We start from the raw sequence: 17,767 nt of genomic DNA on the forward strand, positions 1-17,767 counted from the left end.
GGCCGCCGCCTCGCACCGGTGCCCGCCGCGCCCGCCTGCCCTGATGCCGCCCCAGTGCGCTGCTAGTCTTCGTCCATGGGTTTCTTGCGCCTCTATCTCCGCGTGCTCGGGGAGCTCGCGCCTGAGCGGTGGCTCGCGATCGCGCTTGCTGCGGCGAACGTGCTGCTCGCTGGGCTCGTGTTCCTCGAGCCCGTGCTGTTCGGCCGCGTGGTGGACATGCTCGCGCGCAGCGAGGCGATGCCGGCCGAGGCCGTCTGGTCGGGCACGCTTGCCCTGCTCGCGGTCTGGGCCGCCGTCGGGATCGGCGGCATCGTCGCCAACATCCTCGTCGCGCGCGAGGCCGACCGGCTGGCCCACCGCAACCGGCTCGCGGCGATGGCGCGCTACTTCCAGCACGTGCTCGGGCTTCCGCTCTCCTTCCACGGCGACACGCACTCGGGGCGGCTGCTCAAGGTCATGCTCTCGGGAGCCGACAACATGTTCTGGGTGTGGCTCGGCTTCTTCCGCGACCATCTCTCCACCTTCGTGATCGCGCTCGTGCTCCTGCCGCTCACACTCCTGCTCAACTGGCGGCTTGCGCTTCTCCTGATCGTTCTCGCCCTCTCGTTCGCGATCGGCGCGGCTGTCGTGATCCGCCGCACCCACGAGGGACAGCGCAGCGTCGAGAGCCACCACGCCGCGCTCGCGGCCACCGCAGGCGATGCGCTCGCGAATGTGATGCTCGTCCAAAGCTTCGTGCGCCTCTCGGCAGAGGCGCGCCTGTTCCAGGACGGGATACGGCGCCTGCTCGAGGCGCAATTCCCGGTGCTTGACTGGTGGGCGCTTCTGACCGTGCTCACGCGCGCCGCCTCGACGCTCACGGTGATCGCGATCTTCCTCCTCGGCACCGCGCTGCACCTCCAGGGCCACGCAAGTGTCGGCGAGATTGTCACCTTCATGGGCTTCGCGACCCTCCTGATCGGCCGGCTCGAGCAGGCGATGGGGTTCGTGTCGACCATGTTCCTGCAGGCGCCCGCGATCGCCCTTTATTTCGAGGTGATGGACACGCAGTCCACGGTCGCCGACCCGCCCGGGCTTCCTGCGATGCCGCGGCCGCGCGGCGCGGTCGCCTTCGAGCATGTGAGCTTTGCCTATCCGGGCGGCCCACCGGTGCTCTCCGACGTCTCCTTCGAGGCAGCGCCTGGCCAGACGGTCGCTCTCGTCGGCGAGACCGGGGCAGGGAAGTCGACCACCATGGCGCTGCTGCAACGGTTGTGGGACCCGCAGTCGGGGCGGGTGACCATCGACGGGATCGACATACGCTCCGTCAGCCTCGACTCGTTGCGCTCGCATATCGGCGTGGTGTTCCAGGAGAACCTTCTGTTCAACCGCTCGTTCCGGGAAAACCTCCTGGTCGGCCGCGCGGATGCGACCGATGCCGAGCTCGAACAGGCCTGCCGCCTCGCCCAGGTGCACGACTTCATCCTCCGCCAGCCGCAGGGCTATGACACCCGCGTGGGCGAGCGCGGCGCCTCGCTTTCGGGCGGGCAGAGGCAGCGTCTTGCGATCGCGCGGGCGTTGATCAAGGACCCGCCGATCCTGATCCTCGACGAGGCGACGAGCGCGCTCGATGCCGCGACCGAGGCCAAGGTGCAACTCGCGCTCCGCGCTCTGATGGCGGGCCGCACGACCTTCGTGATCGCCCATCGGCTCTCGACGGTTCGCGAGGCCGACCTGATCCTCGTCTTCGCCGAAGGCAGGATCGTCGAGCGCGGCAGCTATGACGAGCTGGTCGCGCGGGGCGGCGCCTTCGCCCAGCTTGTTGCGACCCAGCTCGCCGCCGGGGCGCCTGTACGCGAGGCGGTCGACTGAGGGGAGCGGGACCGCCCGGGGTGTGGCGCGGCCGGCGATCTCCGGCGCGCGGCGTCACGTCGCGCGGTTCGGGCGTGCCGCGGGCCTCGGCGCGGTTGAGCCGTCAGCGTCGCGGCAGGGCGGCGAGCGCCTGGAACACACGCGCCCACGCCACGAGGCCGCGGTCGAAGCTCGCGGCACGGAAGAACTCGTTGGGCGCGTGGAAGTCCTCGTCCGCCGTCGAGAACGACATCGGCACCGTGTCGAGACCGAGACGTTCCTTGAAGAGTGCGCAGAGCGGCAGCGTGCCGCCGATCCGCGTGCGGACGCACGGCACGCCATAGACCCCCTCGAGCACGTCTTCGACCAGGGCGAGGGCGGGATGGTCGCGCGCAATCTCATAGGCTCTCGCACCTCCCCCGCCCGGGCGTATCTCGATCGTCGCCTCCGGCGGGCAGGCGGCGCGGAGGTGCGCCGCCACCGCCTCCACCACACGCTTCGGGTCCTGCCCCGGAACGAGGCGGCAGGTGATCTTCGCATGCGCCTCGCAGGGAAGGACGGTCTTCGAGCCGTCGCCCTGGTAGCCACCCCACAGCCCGTTGATCTCGAGGGTCGGGCGAAGCCAGATCTTCTCGAGCACCGACCGCGAAGGCTCGCCCCACGCCGCCTTGGCGCCGACGGCCGCAAGCCAGGCCGCCTCGTCGAACGGCACGGCGGCGAGCTCGGCGCGGTCCTCGTCTGTCGTCTCCCGCACGCCGTCATAGAAACCCGGCACCGCGACGCGGCCGTCGGGCTCGTGCAGCGAGGCGATGAGGCGCACGATCGCCACAAGCGGGTTGAGGATCGCCCCGCCGTAACTGCCGCTGTGCATGTCCTTCGATGCCGTGCGCAGCGTCACCTCGAGCTTGCAGATGCCGCGCGTGGAGACCGAGACGTCGGGACGGTCGGGGAACAACATGCCGCCATCGGCTGAGAGGCAGAGATCGGCGCGCAGCAGATCGCCGTGCCGGTCGAGGATGGCGCCGAGAGAGGGGCTTCCCGTCTCCTCCTCGCCCTCGAAGAACACCTTGACGTTGCAGGGCAAACGGCCGGTGGTGGCGAGCCAGGCCTCGATCGCGGCGAGGCTGATGCAGAGCGTGGCCTTGTCGTCCGAGGCGCCGCGGGCGTAGAGGCGGCCCTCCCGCAGGGTCGGCTCGAAGGGGGGCGTGGTCCAGAGCTCGAGCGGCTCGGGCGGCTGGACGTCGAAATGCGCGTAGACGAGGATCGTGGGCGCGTCCTCAGACCCGAGCCACTCGCCATAGACGGCCGGATGGCCGCCCTCCTGCAGAATGCGCACATTGCCAAGCCCGGCCCGGTTGCAGCGTGCGGCCACCCACTCCGCCGCGCGGCGCACCTCGGCGGCATGGTCGGGCTTGGCGCTGACCGAGGGGATACGCACGAGCTCGAGGAACTCGGCCCAGAGCCGGTCGCGTTCGTTGCGGAGCCACGCTTCGGGCAGGTCGGTCACACCGGCGTTCATCACTTCCCTCCGTCGACCGCAAGCGTCTGGCCGTTGATGTAGGCGGCGTAGTCGCTCGCAAGAAACAGCACGGCATGCACCATGTCCTCGGGCGTGCCAAGGCGTCGCAGGGCGATCCCCTCGAGCAGCGCGCGCTGCCCCGCTTCGCCATAGGCCTGCCATTGCCGCATGGTCGAGGGGTTGGAGAGGACGAAGCCCGGCGCGACGCTGTTGACGGTGATGCCGAAGGGCCCGAGCTCGTGCGCGAGCTGTCGCGTCAGCCCGATCTGCCCCGCCTTGGCCGCGGCATAGGCCTGGATGCCCGTCTTCGACACGCCGAGGCCGGCTCCTGAGGAGATGATCACGATCCGACCGCGGCGATGTGCCTTCATCGCGGGCGCCGCCGCCTGGGAGACGGCGAAGGCAGCGGTGAGGTTCACGCGCAGGATCGCGTCCCAGTCGGCGTCGCTCACCTCTTCGATCGGCCGCCCCGCCTGGCCGCAGACGCCGCCAGCGTTGTTCACGACCACGTCGACCGCGCCGCCCGCGGCCGCCTCGACGGAGGCGACCCAGGCCCGAACCGCTGCGCGGTCGGTCACATCGACCACGCTTGTCTCGATTCCGGGCGTTCGCGCCGTTACCGCGAGGTTGCCGGCATCGAGGTCGCAGGCGAACACCCGCGCGCCGCGGAGGGCAAAGCCGCGCGCGATCGCCCGGCCGATCCCGTGCCCGGCCCCGGTGACGAGAACCGCCTGACCGTCGAAGCGTATGTTCATGCCGCGACGAGGCCTGCAAGCTCGAGGAGGTTCGCGTCCGTCATCGGCCGCCGTCCGTCCTCGATCTCGTGGATCATCGCGACGAGATGGTCGATCAAGGGCGTGGCGAGACCGTGACGCCGGGCGATCACCGACACAGGTACGAGCTGCGCGTCCACCTCCGTCCGACGCTTGCGCACCGCAAGGTCGCGCCACACACCCGAGTGCGTCTTGGCGCTCGTTCGGTTGAAGGCGACCATCGCCGCGATCGAGGCCTTCGCTGCCGCCTCCGTTCCGCCGGGACGAAAGGCGTCCGGGTCGAAGCCGTTGAAGCCCTCAGCCCGCACGCCCTCGGCTGCGGCCACTGCCATCACCTCGCGGCCGAGGCCGAGCCAGAGCGGAAACAGAGACGGATTGGCGAGCGCGCCGGCGATGCTGTCCTGCCCCGTCGCCTGCGCGAAGAGCATCGCGCCATAGGCGAGCTTGCCCCAGAGATAGCCCCAGATGTTGTCGGTCATGACTGCCCGGTCGTCGACATCGAGCATGAGCCGGTGCAGGCTCACGAGCCTGCCGGTGATCCGCCCGTCAAGCTCGCCGAGCACGACCGCGCCGCGATTGCCGTAGAGAACCTCGCCCGGGCCCATCCAGTCGGCGCCGAAATTCACGAAAGCGCCCATCGTCCGCTCGCGCCCCACGATCGGCGCGATCACCGTCTCGCACAGACCGTTCTGCAGGCTGAGCACGTAGCCGTCCGAGGCGAGATGGGGCAGGAGCGCTGTCGTCGCGGCCTGCGTGTGGTGCGCCTTCACGCAGAGGAACACCTTGCGCCACACGCCGGTGAGCTCGGAAGGCAGGAAGGCCGGGGCGGTAACGGAGAACTCCGCCACCGGGCCCCTGATCGCGAGCCCACGTCCAGGCGCGGCGATCGCCCGCACATGCTCCTCAACGATGTCGACGAAGGTGACGTCATGCCCCGCGCGCACGAGGAAGGCGCCGACCGTGCCGCCGATCGCTCCCGCACCCCAAACCAGGATCGGATCACCGGGCATCGCTCTCCCCCTTCACCATCCGTTCTCCAGGAGCTCGCGGGTCTCGGCGACGGCGGTGCGCCAGATCGCGAGCATCTCCTCGTCCGGCCTCTGGTAGAGGCCGGCGAAGTTGCCGTCGCCGATCAGCGCGCGCACCTCCGAAGCCGGCCGGCCGGCGATCGCCGAGGTGTCGATCGGCTCCTTGCGGCCTTCGGGCAGCGCGACGCCAGCAAGCCGCGTCCAGGGGAAGTTCTCCATCCAGGAGCCGTGGCTCGCCACCGCGTCGGTCGCCTGCACCGCGGCCCAGGTGCGCGGCGCGTTCCACCAGTTGTGGAAGCGCACGCGGTGGCCGGGCCGCATCGACGCCCATTCGCGCACGAAGGCATCGACCGGGTTGTTCCCGCCATGGCCGTTGACGATCAGCACGCGCCGGAAGCCCTGGGCGGAGAGGCTGTCGAGCACATCGCCGACGACGGCGAGGAGCGTGCTCACCCGAAGCGACACGGTGCCGGGATAGGCCAGGAAATAGGGAGCAAGCCCGTAGGGCATCACGGGGAACACCGGCACGCCGAGCGGTTCGGCCGCTTCCGCGGCCACGCGCTCGGCAAGGATCGCATCGACCGCAAGCGAGAGATAGGCGTGCTGCTCAGTGGAGCCGAGCGGCAGGACGGCACGGTCGTCCCGCTCGAGCCAGTCCTCGACCGCCATCCAGTTCATGTCCGCGATCCGCACCGCCCTGCGCTTCCCCCACCTTCCGCTCCGTCGCCGGCGACGTTACGCTCCCCCGTCACTCAGGCAAGGGGAGAGGTGCGATGCGAGGATTCCGGTTCCTGGCTCGGCTCGGTCTGGTCGCCGCGGCGTTGTTCGCCGCTCCGCCCGGAGCGCTGGCGCAGGAGCTTCGCATCGGCGTGCGCGCAGGCCCCGAGGCGATCGACCCGCACTACATGGCGCTCGGCAACCACGCCGCCGCGCTCAAGAACATCTTCGACCCGCTCGTGTGGGTGGATGAGAACCTGCAGGTCCAGCCGGGCCTCGCCGTCTCCTGGAGGCCGGTGAACGACACGACCTGGGAGTTCAAGCTCCGCCCGAACGTGCGCTTCCACGACGGTTCGCCCTTCACGGCGGCGGACGTGAAGTTCTCGATCGAGCGCGTGCCCTCCGTCGCGGGGCCCGACGGCGGGCTCGTGATCTACACCCGCTCGATCGTCGGGGTGGACATCGTCGACGACCTGACGATCCGCATCCGCACCAATGTGCCGAACGCCGCTCTGCCGCAGGACATGACGCGGATGTTCATCGTCTCCTCGCGGATCGCCCCCGACAGCAAGGCGCCAGAGTTCAATTCTGGCCGTGCGGCGATCGGCACCGGCCCGTTCCGCTTCGTCTCCTGGACACCGCGCGGCGACCTCGTGATGGAGCGCTTCCCCGGCCACTGGCGCGGTGATGCGCCGTGGAGCCGCGTCACCCTGGTCGAGATCAGCAACGATGCGGCGCGCGTCGCGGGCCTGCTCTCGAACCGGGTGGACTTCGCCAACTACGTGCCCGTGAGCGACATCGCCCGCCTCAAGCGCGAGCGCAACATCGCCGTGTTCCAGGGCGAGAGCATCTACACGTTCATCCTTTACCCCGACCTGCGCGAGGACATGTCCGCCCCGGCGATGCGGATGATCACCGACAAGCAGGGCAACACGCTCTCGCGCAACCCGTTCCGTGATCGTCGCGTGCGCGAGGCGCTGTCGCTTGCGATCGACCGTGCCGGGATCGCGCAATCGGTGTTCGAGGGCACGGCGGTGGTGGCCGACCAGCTGATGCCGAACTACATGTTCGGCGCCAACCCGAACCCGCAACCGCTCCGCTACGACCCGGCCCGGGCGCGCGCCCTGCTCGCCGAGGCCGGCTATCCGAACGGGTTCCGCTTCCCGCTCTACTGCTCGTCCGACCGCCTGCCGGGTGACGGCGCGACCTGTGCCGCGCTCGGCCAACTCTTCGCCCGCGTCGGCCTCGACGTTCAGGTGAACGCCCAGCCGCGGACCGTGTTCTTCCCCGCCCGCACGCGCGGCGACTACCCGATCACCATGGCGGGGTGGGGCACGCTCACCGGCGAGGCGGGATATGCGCTGTCCTCCTTCGTGCACTGCAAGCGCGAGGGCGGCCGCTACGGCGCCTTCAATGTCAGCCATTACTGCAACGAGGAGCTCGACCGGATCATCGCCGAGGCGATGGGCACGCTCGATGACGCCAAGCGCCGCGAGCTGTTCCAGAAGGCGCAGGACATGGCGGTGGCCGATTACGGGCAGATCCCGATCGTCACCCTGCCAACGGTCTGGGCCGGCCGCGCCAACCTGACCTGGACGCCGCGCGCGGACGAGGACACGCTCGCCTTCTTCATCCGCCCGCGCTGAGGGAGGGAGGGCGGCGCGCGCCGGGGCCGGCCGGCGCGCGTGCCGATGCCCCAGGGAACGCGATCGCCGATCTTCGAGGCCGCGGCGCTGAGCTTCGCCGCCGCCGCTCTCTTCGTTGCCGAAACAGTCTTCGTCAAGCTGCTTGCGGGCATGGTTCCCGTCACCACCATCGTGCTTGTGCGGGCAGCGGCGCAGATCCTCTGGGTCCTGCCCGCGCTCGCCCGGGGTGGCTTCGCGGTCCTTCGCACGAGCCACCCTCTCCTGCACCTCATGCGCGGGCTGTTCAGCCTCGCGTGCTGGGTTCTCTACTACTGGTCGTTCCAGCACCTGGACCTGGCCACGGCCACGGTTCTCTCCTTCACGAGTGTGCTGTTCGTCACCGCGCTTGCCGGGCCGGTGCTCGGCGAGGTGGTGCGTTGGCGTCGCTGGAGCGCAACCCTCGTCGGCTTCGCCGGTGTGGTGGTGATCGCCCGGCCCGGCAGCTGCGGCCTCGATCCGGCCGTCGCCGTCGCTCTCGTCTCCGCCCTGTTCGGCGCCGGCATCGTGCTGACCACCAAGCAGCTCTCCCGAACCGAGCGAACCGATACGATCATGGTCCATATCGGGCTCGTGACCTTTGCAGGTGCGCTGCCGCTGGCGCTGCCCGCCCTCACCCTGCCCGAGCCGTGGCAGGCGGGGTGGCTCGCGTTGATGGCAGTCGCCGGGCCGGCCGGCATGCAGCTCTGGATCAGCGCCTTCCGCCTCGCCGACGCAAGCGTGCTCGCACCGCTGAGCTATGTGCGCCTCGTCTTCGCCGGAATCGCGGGCCTGATGCTGTTCGGCGAGCGGCCGGACGGGTGGACGGTTGCCGGCTCGGCGTTGATCGTCGGCAGCGCGCTCTACATCACCCGCCGCGAGGCGGCCCTCGCACGGCAGCGGGCGGCGATCCCCGATCGGCGCTAACGCAGCATTTACCAAGATCTGCGCACTCAACGGGCGAGGTTTTCGTTGAGGTGCCGACCATGCGCTTGACCATACGCCGCACCGCGATCGCCAGCCAGGTTATCCTCGCCCTGCTGATCGCCGGCTGTGCCTGGCTCGCGCTCCGCTCCGCACAGCAGGCGGAGGAGAGGGTAACAACCATCTTCGAGTATCACCTCTCGCCCCTGTTGCGCCTCAAGGCGCTCTCTGACGGCTATGCCGTGTTCGTCGTCGATGCGAGCCACAAGGTGAACAACGGCAACTGGAGCTGGGCGGAGGGGCGGGAGTCGCTCGCCAAAGCGTCCGCCGAGATCGAGAGCGCCTGGCGCGACCTGCGCGGCAGCATCACCTCCGGCGAGGGGCTTGCGCTTCTGAGCGCGGTCGAGGCGCGACGGGCGCAGGCCCAATCGCTGCTGCGAGACCTCGTCGCGGTGTTCGCCGCCGAGGACCGCGCCGCGCTCGATCGGATCGTCCGCGAGCGCCTCTACCAAACGATGGACCCGCTGACGGAGGCGCTCGACCGGCTCGCGGCCTACGAGGTCGCGTCGGGGGCAGCTGAGCGCGCGGCGATGGTCGAGGCGGCGGCGGCGCAGCGCCTCACCGCTCTCGTGCTCGGTGCCATCGCGCTTGCGATCGCCGCCGCGGTGGCGGTCGGGCTGCAGATCACCGTGCTCGGGCCGTTCGGGGCGATGACGGCGGCGATGCGGCGGATCGCCGCGGCGGAGTGGAGCACGCCCGTCCCCTGCACGGGCCGGCGCGACGAGCTCGGCGAGATGGCCGCCGCTCTCGCCACCCTGCGCGACGCCGGCAGCGAGGCGGAGCGGCTTCGCGCCGAGCAGGATCGCGAGCGGGAGAAGGCCGAAGCCGCGCGGAAGCGCTCGCTCGTCGAGATGGCCGAAGCGATCGAGGACGCAACCGGTGCAACGCTTGCCTCCGTCAGCGCAACGAGCGAGCGCGTCCGCGCCGAGGCCCGGGCGATGGCGGAGGGAACCGAGCGCGTCGGCGTCAACGCCCAGGCCGTGGCGGCGGCGGCGCAGCAGTCGCTCGCCTCAGCCGAGACGGTCGCCGCTGCGGCGGAGGAGCTCACGGCGAGCATCGGCGAGATCACCGACCGGGTGCGCGAGGCCGCGGCGACGGCGCAGCGCACGGCCGGTGAGGCGGAACGCACCGAGGCGGCGGTGGCCGCGCTTGCGGGCGCGGTGACGAATGTCGGCGAGGTGGTGCGCCTGATCAGCGAGATCGCTGGGCAGACGAACCTGCTTGCGCTGAACGCGACGATCGAAGCCGCCCGCGCGGGCGAAGCGGGCAAGGGCTTCGCCGTGGTCGCCTCCGAGGTGAAGAGTCTCGCCGGCCAGACCGCGAAGGCGACCGAGGACATCGCCGCTCGGATCGAGGGGATCCGCCGCGAGACGCAGGCCTCCGTCTCGGCCGTGCGCTCGATCATCGGCAGCGTCCGCGAGGTCGATCACCTGGCCGCGGCGATCTCCGACGCCGTGGGCCAGCAGCTCGCCGCGACCCAGGAGATCGCGCGGACGGTCGCCGAAGCCGCCTCCGCCTCGCGCGAGGTCACCAGGCGGATCTCGGAGGTCTCGCGCGAGGCGGTCGCGGCCGGGGAGCAGGCGCGCAGCGTTGGCACAGAGGTCGAAGAGCTCGCGGCTTCCGTCTCCACCCTGCGGCGTGAGCTCATTCGCGTGGTGCGCACCGCCGTTCCGGAGGTGGATCGTCGCCGCGAGCCGCGCGCACTGGCCGCGGGCATGGTGCGCTTCGCGCATGGCGGGGGCAGCGTCGAGCTCGCGCTTCTCGATGTCTCGTCGGAGGGCTTTGCCGGCCGCGCCGACCGCCCCGTTCCTGAAGGCGTGGAGGGGGTCGCGTCTGCGTTTGGCTTGAACGCGCGCTGCACCGTCGTCTCGGGCGGCGAGGGCAGGGTGGGCTTCCGCTTCGCCGATGCCGCGGCCGCCGCCCCCTTCGTCGCGGCGATCCGCGGCGAGATGCGGCGCGCCGCCTAAAGCACGCTCAGGCGAGATCGAAATGGCAGGCGACCATGCGGCCCGTGTCGATCTGGCGCGGCGTTGGCTTCTCCTCGCGGCAGCGGCGCACGGCATGCGGGCAGCGCGGGTGGAAGTGACAGCCCGAAGGCGGTGAGAGCGGCGAGGGGATCTCGCCACGCACCGGGTGGAAGCCGAAGCGCCGGCGTTCGAGCCGCGGCACCGCCTCGATGAGGCCGCGCGTGTAGGGGTGAGCCGGCGCGGCGAACACCGCCTCCGCAGGCCCGAACTCGACGATCCGGCCGAGATACATGATCGCCACACGGTCGGCGAGGTGGCCGACCACGCCGAGGTCATGGCTGATGAACAGCCAGGCGATGCCGCGACGGGCGCGCAGGTCCATGAAGGTATTCAGGACCTGCGCCTGGATCGAGACATCGAGCGCGGCCAGCGCCTCGTCCGCGACCACGACGCGCGGGTTCATCGCGAGCGCACGGGCGATGCCGATGCGCGCACGCTGCCCGCCGGAGAACTGGTGCGGGAAGCGTGCGGCGTAGGACGGATCGAGCCCGACATCGGCGAGCGTGGCCGCGACGCGCTCGGATCGTTCCGCTGCCGGCCAAAGCCCGTGGGCGAGCGGGCCTTCCGCGATCGCTTCCCCGACCTTCATGCGCGGGTTGAGGCTCGCGAATGGGTCCTGGAACACCATCTGCACCGCCGTGGTGCGCTTCTCGACCCGCCCGCTCCGCAACTCCGCGACCGGGCGGCCATCGAGCAGGGCGCTGCCGCCATCGGGCACGATCAGCCCCGCCGCAATCCGACCAAGCGTCGATTTTCCGCAGCCGCTCTCCCCGACGAGGCCGACCACCTCGCCCTCACCGATCGAGAGCGAGACCTGATCCACCGCATGCACGCTGCGCGGCGGCATCGGCCTGCCGAGCAGCGACAGCAGGCACTCCTCCACCGTCGCGCGACGGGTGAAGCGCTTCGATACGCTCTCGAGCGAGAGCAGAGCGGTCACCGCCTGAGCCTCGGGTTCAGAACGTCGCGCAGCCGGTCGCCCACCAGGTTGATCGAGACGATGACGATCAGAAGCGCGATCCCGGGATAGACGCTGATCCAGTAGCGACCCGAGAGCATGAACTGGAAGCCGTTCGCGATCAGCGTCCCCAGCGAGGGCTCGGTCACCGGCAGGCCGACGCCGAGGAAGGAGAGCGTGGCCTCGATCGCGATCGCATTCGCGACCTGAACGGTCGCCACGACGATCAGCGGCGGCAGGCAGTTCGGCAGGAGGTGGCGCAACAGGATCCGCGCCGGCCGGAGCGGGATCCCGGCGGCCGCCTCGATGTATTCCTTGCGTCGTTCGGCGAGCGCGGCGCCATGCACGGTGCGCGCGAAATAGGCGTATTGCGCGGCGATGAGGGCGGCGACCACCTGGGCGAGACCCTGGCCGAGCGAGGCGACGAGCACGAGCGCGAGCAAAATCGCCGGGAAGGAGAGCTGCAGATCGACGATCCGCATCAGGACGAGCTCGAGACGACCGCCGAAGAAGGCGGCCGCCAAGCCGAGCACGGTGCCAAGCGCAAGCGCCGCCGCCCCGGCAGCGACGCCGACGAACAGGCTGGTGCGCAGGCCCCAGAGGATGGCGGAGAACAGGTCCCGCCCCGCGGCATCGGTGCCGAGCCAGTGCACATAGCCGCCGCTGCCGACCGTGCCGGGAGGCAGCCGCGCGTCCATCAGCGACAGCGTCGCCTGGTCATAGGGGTTCTGCGGCGTGAGCCAGGGCGCGAAGATGGCGGCGAACACCGCGAGCAGGAACACCGAAAGCCCTGCAAGCGCCAGCCGGCTTTCGGCGAACTCGGCCCAGAACAGCGCCGCTGGCCGCTCTCCAGCCACCCGCACCTCGCTCATGCCCGCCCGCCCAGCCGAACGCGCGGATCAAGCGCCGCGTAGGCGATGTCAACGAGGAGGTTGATCAGCACGAACATCGCCACGACGAGCATGAGGTAGGCGACCATCACTGGGCGGTCGAGCGTGAGGATGCTGTCGATGAGCAGCTTGCCCATGCCCGGCCAGGAGAAGATCGTCTCCGTCACCACGGCGAAGGCGACCACCGAGCCGAACTCGAGCCCGAGCACGGTGACGATCGGGATCAGGATGTTGCGGAAGGCGTGCACGCCGACGACACGCGCGCGCGACAGCCCCTTGGCGCGGGCGAAACGGACATAGTCGGCAAGCATCGCCTCGCGCATCCCCGCGCGGGTGAGGCGGATGATCAGCGACAGCTTGAACAGGGCGAGGTTGAGGGCGGGCAGCAGGAGGTGCGAAAGCCCGTCGGCGGTCAGGAACGACCACTCGATTCCGAGGAGCGTCACCGTGTCGCCGCGGCCGCCCGAGGGCAACCAGCCGAGCTCGACCGAGAAGAGAAGGATCAGCATCAGCCCGACCCAGAAGGTTGGCAGCGAGAAGCCGAGGATGGAGCCCGCCATGATCGCCTTGCTCGCGGGCGCCTCGGGCTTGAGCCCGGCTGCCATGCCGAGTGGGATCCCGAACAGGATCGCGATCAGCATCGCTGCAAGCGCAAGCTCGAGTGTCGCCGGCAGTTTCGAGAGGATCAGCGGCAGGGCTGGCGTGTTGAACACGAAGGAGGTGCCGAAATCGCCCGAAAGAAGCGCCCGGGCGAAGCGGAGATACTGTTCCCAGAACGGCCGGTCGAGCCCGTAGCGGGCGATCGTCTCGGCGCGCATCACCTGGTCGGCGGCGGGGTTGATCAGGACGTCGATCGGGTTGCCGATGGCATAGACGCCGGCGAAGACGATCAGCGACATCGCCGCGAGCACGACGGCGGCAGAGGCGAGGCGCTGCAGGAGAAAGCCGAGCATCAGGGGGCGGCGCGAAGGGGCGTTGTGCCGATCCGTCATAGCCGCCGGCGCATCCGCTGTCATCGCGCCTTCCCGAGGCAAGCCAGCCGCGCTCGATCGGTGATAGGGAGGACTCAACCGGCCATGATCGCCGGGCGGAAGACGGCATCCGCCCCGACCGTCCCTGCCATGCCTTGGGGATGCTCTGGCCAAAAGCGATCCGCAACGCCGCGATCATCGCGACGCGGTTGAAGTGCTGGTGCTGACTGTGGCACGCTTCGAATTATTGGGGGGCGGTCCCGGGGGAAAGAGGGGCGGTCCGCAGCAGTGCTCACATGCTTAGGGGGAGTTCCATGAGAATTTTCGCGTCTTTGGTCTCGCGGGCCGCTGCCGCCGCGGTGATCCTCACGGCCGGGCTTGTGGCACTGCCAGGGGCAGTGCGCGCGGCGCCACTGTCGGTCGGCGACACGGTCTACCTGTCGGCTGCCACCCTCCCGAACGGCTCGGCCGGAGCCTGGGTCAGTTCGAATAGGGGCTACCTCGGTTTCGCCGGCGGCGGCTACACCCGGCTCACGCTCAACTTCGGCACTGTCTTCAACCCGGAGCAGACCTTCTTCCTCGATGCCTACTGCATCGACCCGCCGATTGCGGTGCGTTTCGGCGCCTACACGGTGGCGCCGCTCGACAACAATGGGCGAGGCTGGGAGCTTGCTCAGTATCAGCCGCTCTCCGACCTGCAGAAGGCGCAGCTTGGCTGGCTCGCCCACACCAGCCTTGCAGCCATGCCCGACCCTGCCGATCCGGCACGCGCCAATACCTCCATGGCGTACCAGATGGCGGTCTGGAAGACGCTCTATCCGTCCGCGACGTACTTTTATTTTGACAGCAATGTTGACTTGGAGAGCCAGTACAATGCGTTGATCAGCGCCGTGCCGACGTCGATCCTGCCGGAGGAGTTCCCGGCGCTGCAGCTCATCTGGCGCGACGAGGACGGGCGTAATTTCGGCCAACCCTGGCTGATCGCCGTGGCGCGGGCCGCACCGGTTCCCGAGCCAGCGTCGGCGACCCTCCTGGCCCTCGGGCTGCTTGGCTTTTTGTCCCTGGCGCGTCAGCGGGCCTGATTCGGGCTCCTGGCTTCGGTCAGGCGTGCCGGGCGAGGTTTCGCCTCGCCCGGCCTGCCGCGGCCAAGGGGGTGTGCAGCTGAGGCTTCTGTCCACCCTGGAGGAGCGCGCGAGAACCTCGGAATCCGCACAGGGTTCACGCCCCCCGTCCCCGCCCGATAGCGGTGCCGGTCTCTAGCGCCGAGCGGTCGACTGCTGGACGCGGCAGAGTCGGTGCCGCGTTTGCCTACGCGTTTCCCAGAAGTCATCCTTCCCCCTGCTACCCGAGCTCGTCTTCGCGTTTGCCAAGCACCTTGAAACCAACGTGGTTGAAGCCGCTTGCGCTCGCCGGCGGACAGGACGTGCCGCAGGCGTGTTCTACCGGACGCTGTGGCGGAGAGGGAGGACCGCCCATGTCGCGGCTCTAGTCCCTCGCTGGCCCAGCGCACCGGTACGGAGCGGCGCGTTGCCCTGGACCCGTCCCCTCGCCTATGGTCCGCGTCTCCGGCCGGGAGGGCTCCCGGCTTTGTCATCACGGGGAGGACAAACGCATGCGCACCACACGCCGCCTTCTGCTCGCGGGCCTCGCGGCCATCGCGCCCGCCGCCTTCACGCCGGCTGCGGGGCAGACGACCGTCACGCTCACCCACGCGCTGCCGCCCGCAAGCCACTACGGCGTCGGCGCGCTCGCCTTCAAGGAGACGGTGGAGCGCCTCTCGAATAGCCGCTTCCGCGTGACCATCCAGCGCAACGACAACGAGCGCGAGGCGATCGAGGCGACGCAGATCGGCACGCAGGAGTTCGTCATCACCTCGACCGGGCCGGTCGGCAATTTCGTTCCCGAAACACTTGTGCTCGACATCCCCTTCCTGTTCCGCGACTATGCCCATGCCCGCGGCGTGCTCGATGGCGAGATCGGGCGGGAGCTGCTCGCGCGGTTCCCCGCCCGCGGCCTCGTGGGCCTCGCCTGGATGGAGAACGGCTTCCGCAACCTCACGAACAACCGCCGCGAGGTGAGCTCGCCCGAGGACGTGCGGGGCCTCAAGGTGCGCACCATGGAGAACCAGGTGCACATGCGCGCCTTCCAGACCCTCGGCGCCCTGCCGACCCCGATGGCCTTCTCCGAGCTTGTGCCGGCGCTGCAGCAGGGAACGGTCGATGGGCAGGAGAACCCGATCCCGGTGATCGTCGCGAACAACCTCAACCAGGTGCAGCGCTTCCTCTCGCTCACCCGCCACGTCTATTCTCCCGCCGTTCTGATCGGCAACCCCGCCTTCCTCAACCGCTTGAGCCCGGCAGACCGGGCGATCTTCGACGAAGCCGCCAAAGCGGCCGTCGTGGCCAACCGGAACAAGGTGACGGAGGACGAGCAAAACGGCGTGGCCGAGCTCCGACGCCGCGGCATGACGGTGAGGGAGACGGTCGACACCGCGGCCTTCCAGGCCGCGCTCGCGCCGGCCTTCCAGGCCTATGCGCAGCAGTTTGGCGCGGCCACCATCGAGCGCATCCGCAACTGGCGGCCCGGCTCGTGACAGCCGGCCTTTCCCGGGCGCTTCTGGCGCTCGACCGCGTCACGACGCAGGCGGCCCTCGCGGCCGCCTGTTTCGCGCTCGCGGTCGCGGTCGGCGCCGGCGCCTGGCAGGTGTTCACCCGCTTCCTCGTGAGCCAGCCCTCGCCCTGGTCGGAGGCGCTGGTCCGTCAGGCTCTGGTGTGGATGGTGATGCTCGGGGTCGCCGGTGCGATCCGCGAGGGCGCGCTCGTTGCGATCGATGTCACGCGCTCGGCGCTGAAGGGCCGGGCGCGTCTTGTGCTCGAGGTCGTGATCTTCGCCGCGATCGTTCTCCTGTTCGCGGTGCTGTTCTGGTTCGGCTGGGAGATGGCGAACCGCGTGCGCCTGCAGACGATCGCGGGGCTCGAGGTCTCGATCGCCTGGGGCTATGCGGCGATCCCGGCAGGTTCTGTGTTCGCGATCATCGGCGCGCTCGCGGCCCTCCTCGACCGGCGCGGGACCGCCACCGAAGGCGCGGCGTCGGGCCAAGTGTAAGGCCGGGGCGGAGGGGGGTCGCACAATGGCCGGCACGATGCTCGCGGTGATGCTCGGGCTGTTCGCCCTGTCGGTGCCCGTGGCGGTCGCGATCGGGCTTGCCGCGGTGCTCGGCATCGTCGAGTTCACGCGCTTTCCGCTGATCGTCGCCGCGCAGCAGATCTATGTGGCGCTCGACCGTTTTCCCCTCGCTGCCATCCCGTTCTTCATCCTCGCCGGCAATCTGATGGAGGTGGGGGGGATCTCGCGCCGTCTTGTCGGCTTCGCGCGGGCGGTGGTCGGCGGAATCCAGGGCGGGCTTGCCGTCACCTGCGTGCTCACCTGCATGATCTTCGCCGCGATCAGCGGATCCTCCGTCGCGACCACCTTCGCGATCGGCGCGATCCTGGTGCCGGCGCTGCAGCGGCTCGGCTATCCGGCTGCCTTCGCCGGCTCGCTGCAGGCCACCGCCGCCGAGCTCGGCGTCGTCATTCCGCCCTCGATCCCGATGATCCTCTACGGTGTGGCGACGCAGACCTCGATCCCGGAGCTGTTCATCGCGGGCTTCGGGCCGGGCCTCCTGATCGGCGCCGCGCTGTCCGCCACCGTGCTCGTCTGGTGCCGGCTCACCGGTTGGGGCAAGCAGGATGGCGAGGGCCGCGACGGCCTTCTCCCCGCCACAAGGCATGCGTTCTGGGCGCTCCTGATGCCGGTGATCGTGCTCGGCGGAATCTACGGCGGCATCACCACGCCGACCGAGGCCTCGGTGATCGCCGTGATATACGCGCTCGTCGTCGGGCTTCTGATCCATCGCGAGCTCCGCCCCGCGGCCCTGTGGGGCGTGTTCCGGCGCTCGGTGATCACCTCCTCGGTGATCATGTTCATCATCGCCACGGCCGGGCTGTTCTCGTGGCTGCTCAACCGCCAGCGCGTGCCCGACATGATGGCGGAGTGGCTGGTCGCGACCTTCGGCTCGCCGGGCCTGTTCCTGCTCGGCGTCAACCTGTTCCTGTTCGTGGTCGGGATGTTCATTGAGACCTCGGCCTCGATCATCGTGCTCGGGCCGATTCTCGCCCCGGCGGCGGTGCGGTTCGGCATCGACCCGGTGCATTTCGGCACCGTGATGGTGGTGAACCTCGCGCTCGGAATGGTCACGCCGCCCTTCGGCGTCAACCTCTTCGCCGCGGCGCAGGTGGCGGAGACCGGCGTCGACAAAATGATGCGCTACCTTCCGGCTTTCATCGCGGTGATCGTCGCCTGCCTGATGGTGATCAGCTACGTTCCCGCGATTAGCCTGTTTCTCCGCGACGCGGTCTATCGCTGAG

15 protein-coding genes are annotated in these 17,767 nt (G+C 69.8%); 8 read left to right on the forward strand and 7 right to left on the reverse strand.

From position 1 onward, the window contains the following. Nucleotides 1-75 precede the first annotated feature (75 nt). Nucleotides 76-1,851, forward strand: coding sequence for a glucan ABC transporter ATP-binding protein/ permease (locus KO353_RS05230; protein WP_218286669.1), 1,776 nt, complete (start codon nucleotides 76-78; stop codon nucleotides 1,849-1,851). A 103-nt stretch (nucleotides 1,852-1,954) separates the two neighbouring features. Here KO353_RS05230 and KO353_RS05235 read toward each other — a convergent pair whose 3' ends face one another. The 4 genes from KO353_RS05235 to KO353_RS05250 are packed head-to-tail and all read right to left on the reverse strand — an operon-like array spanning nucleotide 1,955 to nucleotide 5,843. After that, nucleotides 1,955-3,349, reverse strand: a complete 1,395-nt coding sequence (locus KO353_RS05235; protein WP_218286670.1) for a dipeptidase — start codon at nucleotides 3,347-3,349, stop codon at nucleotides 1,955-1,957. Then, nucleotides 3,349-4,104: an SDR family NAD(P)-dependent oxidoreductase gene (locus tag KO353_RS05240; RefSeq protein ID WP_218286671.1), complete on the reverse strand. Its 756-nt coding sequence runs from the start codon at nucleotides 4,102-4,104 to the stop codon at nucleotides 3,349-3,351. The genes KO353_RS05235 and KO353_RS05240 overlap by 1 nt, the downstream gene beginning before the upstream one ends. Next, nucleotides 4,101-5,132 (reverse strand): ketopantoate reductase family protein, encoded by a 1,032-nt coding sequence (locus KO353_RS05245; RefSeq protein WP_218286672.1) that lies wholly within the window; start codon nucleotides 5,130-5,132, stop codon nucleotides 4,101-4,103. The genes KO353_RS05240 and KO353_RS05245 overlap by 4 nt, the downstream gene beginning before the upstream one ends. 12 nt (nucleotides 5,133-5,144) lie before the next feature. Then, complete coding sequence (locus KO353_RS05250; protein ID WP_218286673.1) at nucleotides 5,145-5,843, reverse strand: creatininase family protein; 699 nt, start codon at nucleotides 5,841-5,843, stop codon at nucleotides 5,145-5,147. A gap of 80 nt (nucleotides 5,844-5,923) precedes the next feature. Here KO353_RS05250 and KO353_RS05255 point away from each other — a divergent pair, with 80 nt between their 5' ends. The 3 genes from KO353_RS05255 to KO353_RS05265 are packed head-to-tail and all read left to right on the forward strand — an operon-like array spanning nucleotide 5,924 to nucleotide 10,479. Next, a complete protein-coding gene (locus tag KO353_RS05255; protein WP_218286674.1) occupies nucleotides 5,924-7,513 on the forward strand; it encodes an ABC transporter substrate-binding protein in 1,590 nt (529 codons plus the stop codon). Nucleotides 7,514-7,558: 45 nt separating this feature from the next. Continuing rightward, a complete protein-coding gene (locus KO353_RS05260) occupies nucleotides 7,559-8,455 on the forward strand; it encodes a DMT family transporter (protein ID WP_218286675.1) in 897 nt (298 codons plus the stop codon). Nucleotides 8,456-8,514: 59 nt separating this feature from the next. Beyond that, nucleotides 8,515-10,479, forward strand: a complete 1,965-nt coding sequence (locus KO353_RS05265; protein WP_235692091.1) for a methyl-accepting chemotaxis protein — start codon at nucleotides 8,515-8,517, stop codon at nucleotides 10,477-10,479. Nucleotides 10,480-10,486: 7 nt separating this feature from the next. Here the strand turns inward: KO353_RS05265 and KO353_RS05270 are convergent, their stop codons facing one another. From KO353_RS05270 to KO353_RS05280, 3 genes are read right to left on the reverse strand one after another with little or no spacing between them, the layout of a single operon-like run. After that, nucleotides 10,487-11,479 (reverse strand): ABC transporter ATP-binding protein, encoded by a 993-nt coding sequence (locus KO353_RS05270; protein ID WP_218286677.1) that lies wholly within the window; start codon nucleotides 11,477-11,479, stop codon nucleotides 10,487-10,489. Further along, the gene (locus tag KO353_RS05275; protein WP_218286678.1) at nucleotides 11,476-12,369 is read right to left on the reverse strand and encodes an ABC transporter permease; all 894 of its coding nucleotides are present in this window, start codon (nucleotides 12,367-12,369) and stop codon (nucleotides 11,476-11,478) included. Before KO353_RS05275 ends, KO353_RS05270 begins: the two co-directional genes overlap by 4 nt. After that, complete coding sequence (locus tag KO353_RS05280) at nucleotides 12,366-13,403, reverse strand: ABC transporter permease (protein WP_456236926.1); 1,038 nt, start codon at nucleotides 13,401-13,403, stop codon at nucleotides 12,366-12,368. The genes KO353_RS05275 and KO353_RS05280 overlap by 4 nt, the downstream gene beginning before the upstream one ends. A gap of 269 nt (nucleotides 13,404-13,672) precedes the next feature. Here KO353_RS05280 and KO353_RS05285 point away from each other — a divergent pair, with 269 nt between their 5' ends. The 4 genes from KO353_RS05285 to KO353_RS05300 all read left to right on the forward strand — a co-directional run bounded on the left by KO353_RS05285 (nucleotide 13,673) and on the right by KO353_RS05300 (nucleotide 17,766). Beyond that, the gene (locus KO353_RS05285) at nucleotides 13,673-14,440 is read left to right on the forward strand and encodes a PEP-CTERM sorting domain-containing protein (RefSeq protein WP_218286679.1); all 768 of its coding nucleotides are present in this window, start codon (nucleotides 13,673-13,675) and stop codon (nucleotides 14,438-14,440) included. 530 nt (nucleotides 14,441-14,970) lie between these two features. Then, nucleotides 14,971-15,951, forward strand: coding sequence for a TRAP transporter substrate-binding protein (locus tag KO353_RS05290; protein WP_218286680.1), 981 nt, complete (start codon nucleotides 14,971-14,973; stop codon nucleotides 15,949-15,951). After that, entirely contained in the window at nucleotides 15,948-16,463 is a 516-nt protein-coding gene (locus KO353_RS05295) for a TRAP transporter small permease (protein WP_218286681.1), read from the forward strand. The genes KO353_RS05290 and KO353_RS05295 overlap by 4 nt, the downstream gene beginning before the upstream one ends. Before the next feature lie 25 nt (nucleotides 16,464-16,488). Then, entirely contained in the window at nucleotides 16,489-17,766 is a 1,278-nt protein-coding gene (locus KO353_RS05300; protein ID WP_218286682.1) for a TRAP transporter large permease, read from the forward strand. Nucleotide 17,767: the final 1 nt, after the last annotated feature.

This window comes from Elioraea tepida (genome assembly GCF_019203965.1).
Classification (GTDB): Bacteria; Pseudomonadota; Alphaproteobacteria; order Acetobacterales; family Acetobacteraceae; genus Elioraea_A; species Elioraea_A tepida.

Coding starts and splice junctions, on each gene's coding strand:
- KO353_RS05230 (WP_218286669.1), top strand. CDS start 76: ATGGGTTTCTTGCGCCTCTATCTCCGCGTGCTCGGGGAGCTCGCGCCT.
- KO353_RS05235 (WP_218286670.1), bottom strand. CDS start 3,349: ATGAACGCCGGTGTGACCGACCTGCCCGAAGCGTGGCTCCGCAACGAA.
- KO353_RS05240 (WP_218286671.1), bottom strand. CDS start 4,104: ATGAACATACGCTTCGACGGTCAGGCGGTTCTCGTCACCGGGGCCGGG.
- KO353_RS05245 (WP_218286672.1), bottom strand. CDS start 5,132: ATGCCCGGTGATCCGATCCTGGTTTGGGGTGCGGGAGCGATCGGCGGC.
- KO353_RS05255 (WP_218286674.1), top strand. CDS start 5,924: ATGCGAGGATTCCGGTTCCTGGCTCGGCTCGGTCTGGTCGCCGCGGCG.
- KO353_RS05260 (WP_218286675.1), top strand. CDS start 7,559: ATGCCCCAGGGAACGCGATCGCCGATCTTCGAGGCCGCGGCGCTGAGC.
- KO353_RS05265 (WP_235692091.1), top strand. CDS start 8,515: ATGCGCTTGACCATACGCCGCACCGCGATCGCCAGCCAGGTTATCCTC.
- KO353_RS05275 (WP_218286678.1), bottom strand. CDS start 12,369: ATGAGCGAGGTGCGGGTGGCTGGAGAGCGGCCAGCGGCGCTGTTCTGG.
- KO353_RS05280 (WP_456236926.1), bottom strand. CDS start 13,403: ATGACAGCGGATGCGCCGGCGGCTATGACGGATCGGCACAACGCCCCT.
- KO353_RS05285 (WP_218286679.1), top strand. CDS start 13,673: ATGAGAATTTTCGCGTCTTTGGTCTCGCGGGCCGCTGCCGCCGCGGTG.
- KO353_RS05290 (WP_218286680.1), top strand. CDS start 14,971: ATGCGCACCACACGCCGCCTTCTGCTCGCGGGCCTCGCGGCCATCGCG.
- KO353_RS05300 (WP_218286682.1), top strand. CDS start 16,489: ATGGCCGGCACGATGCTCGCGGTGATGCTCGGGCTGTTCGCCCTGTCG.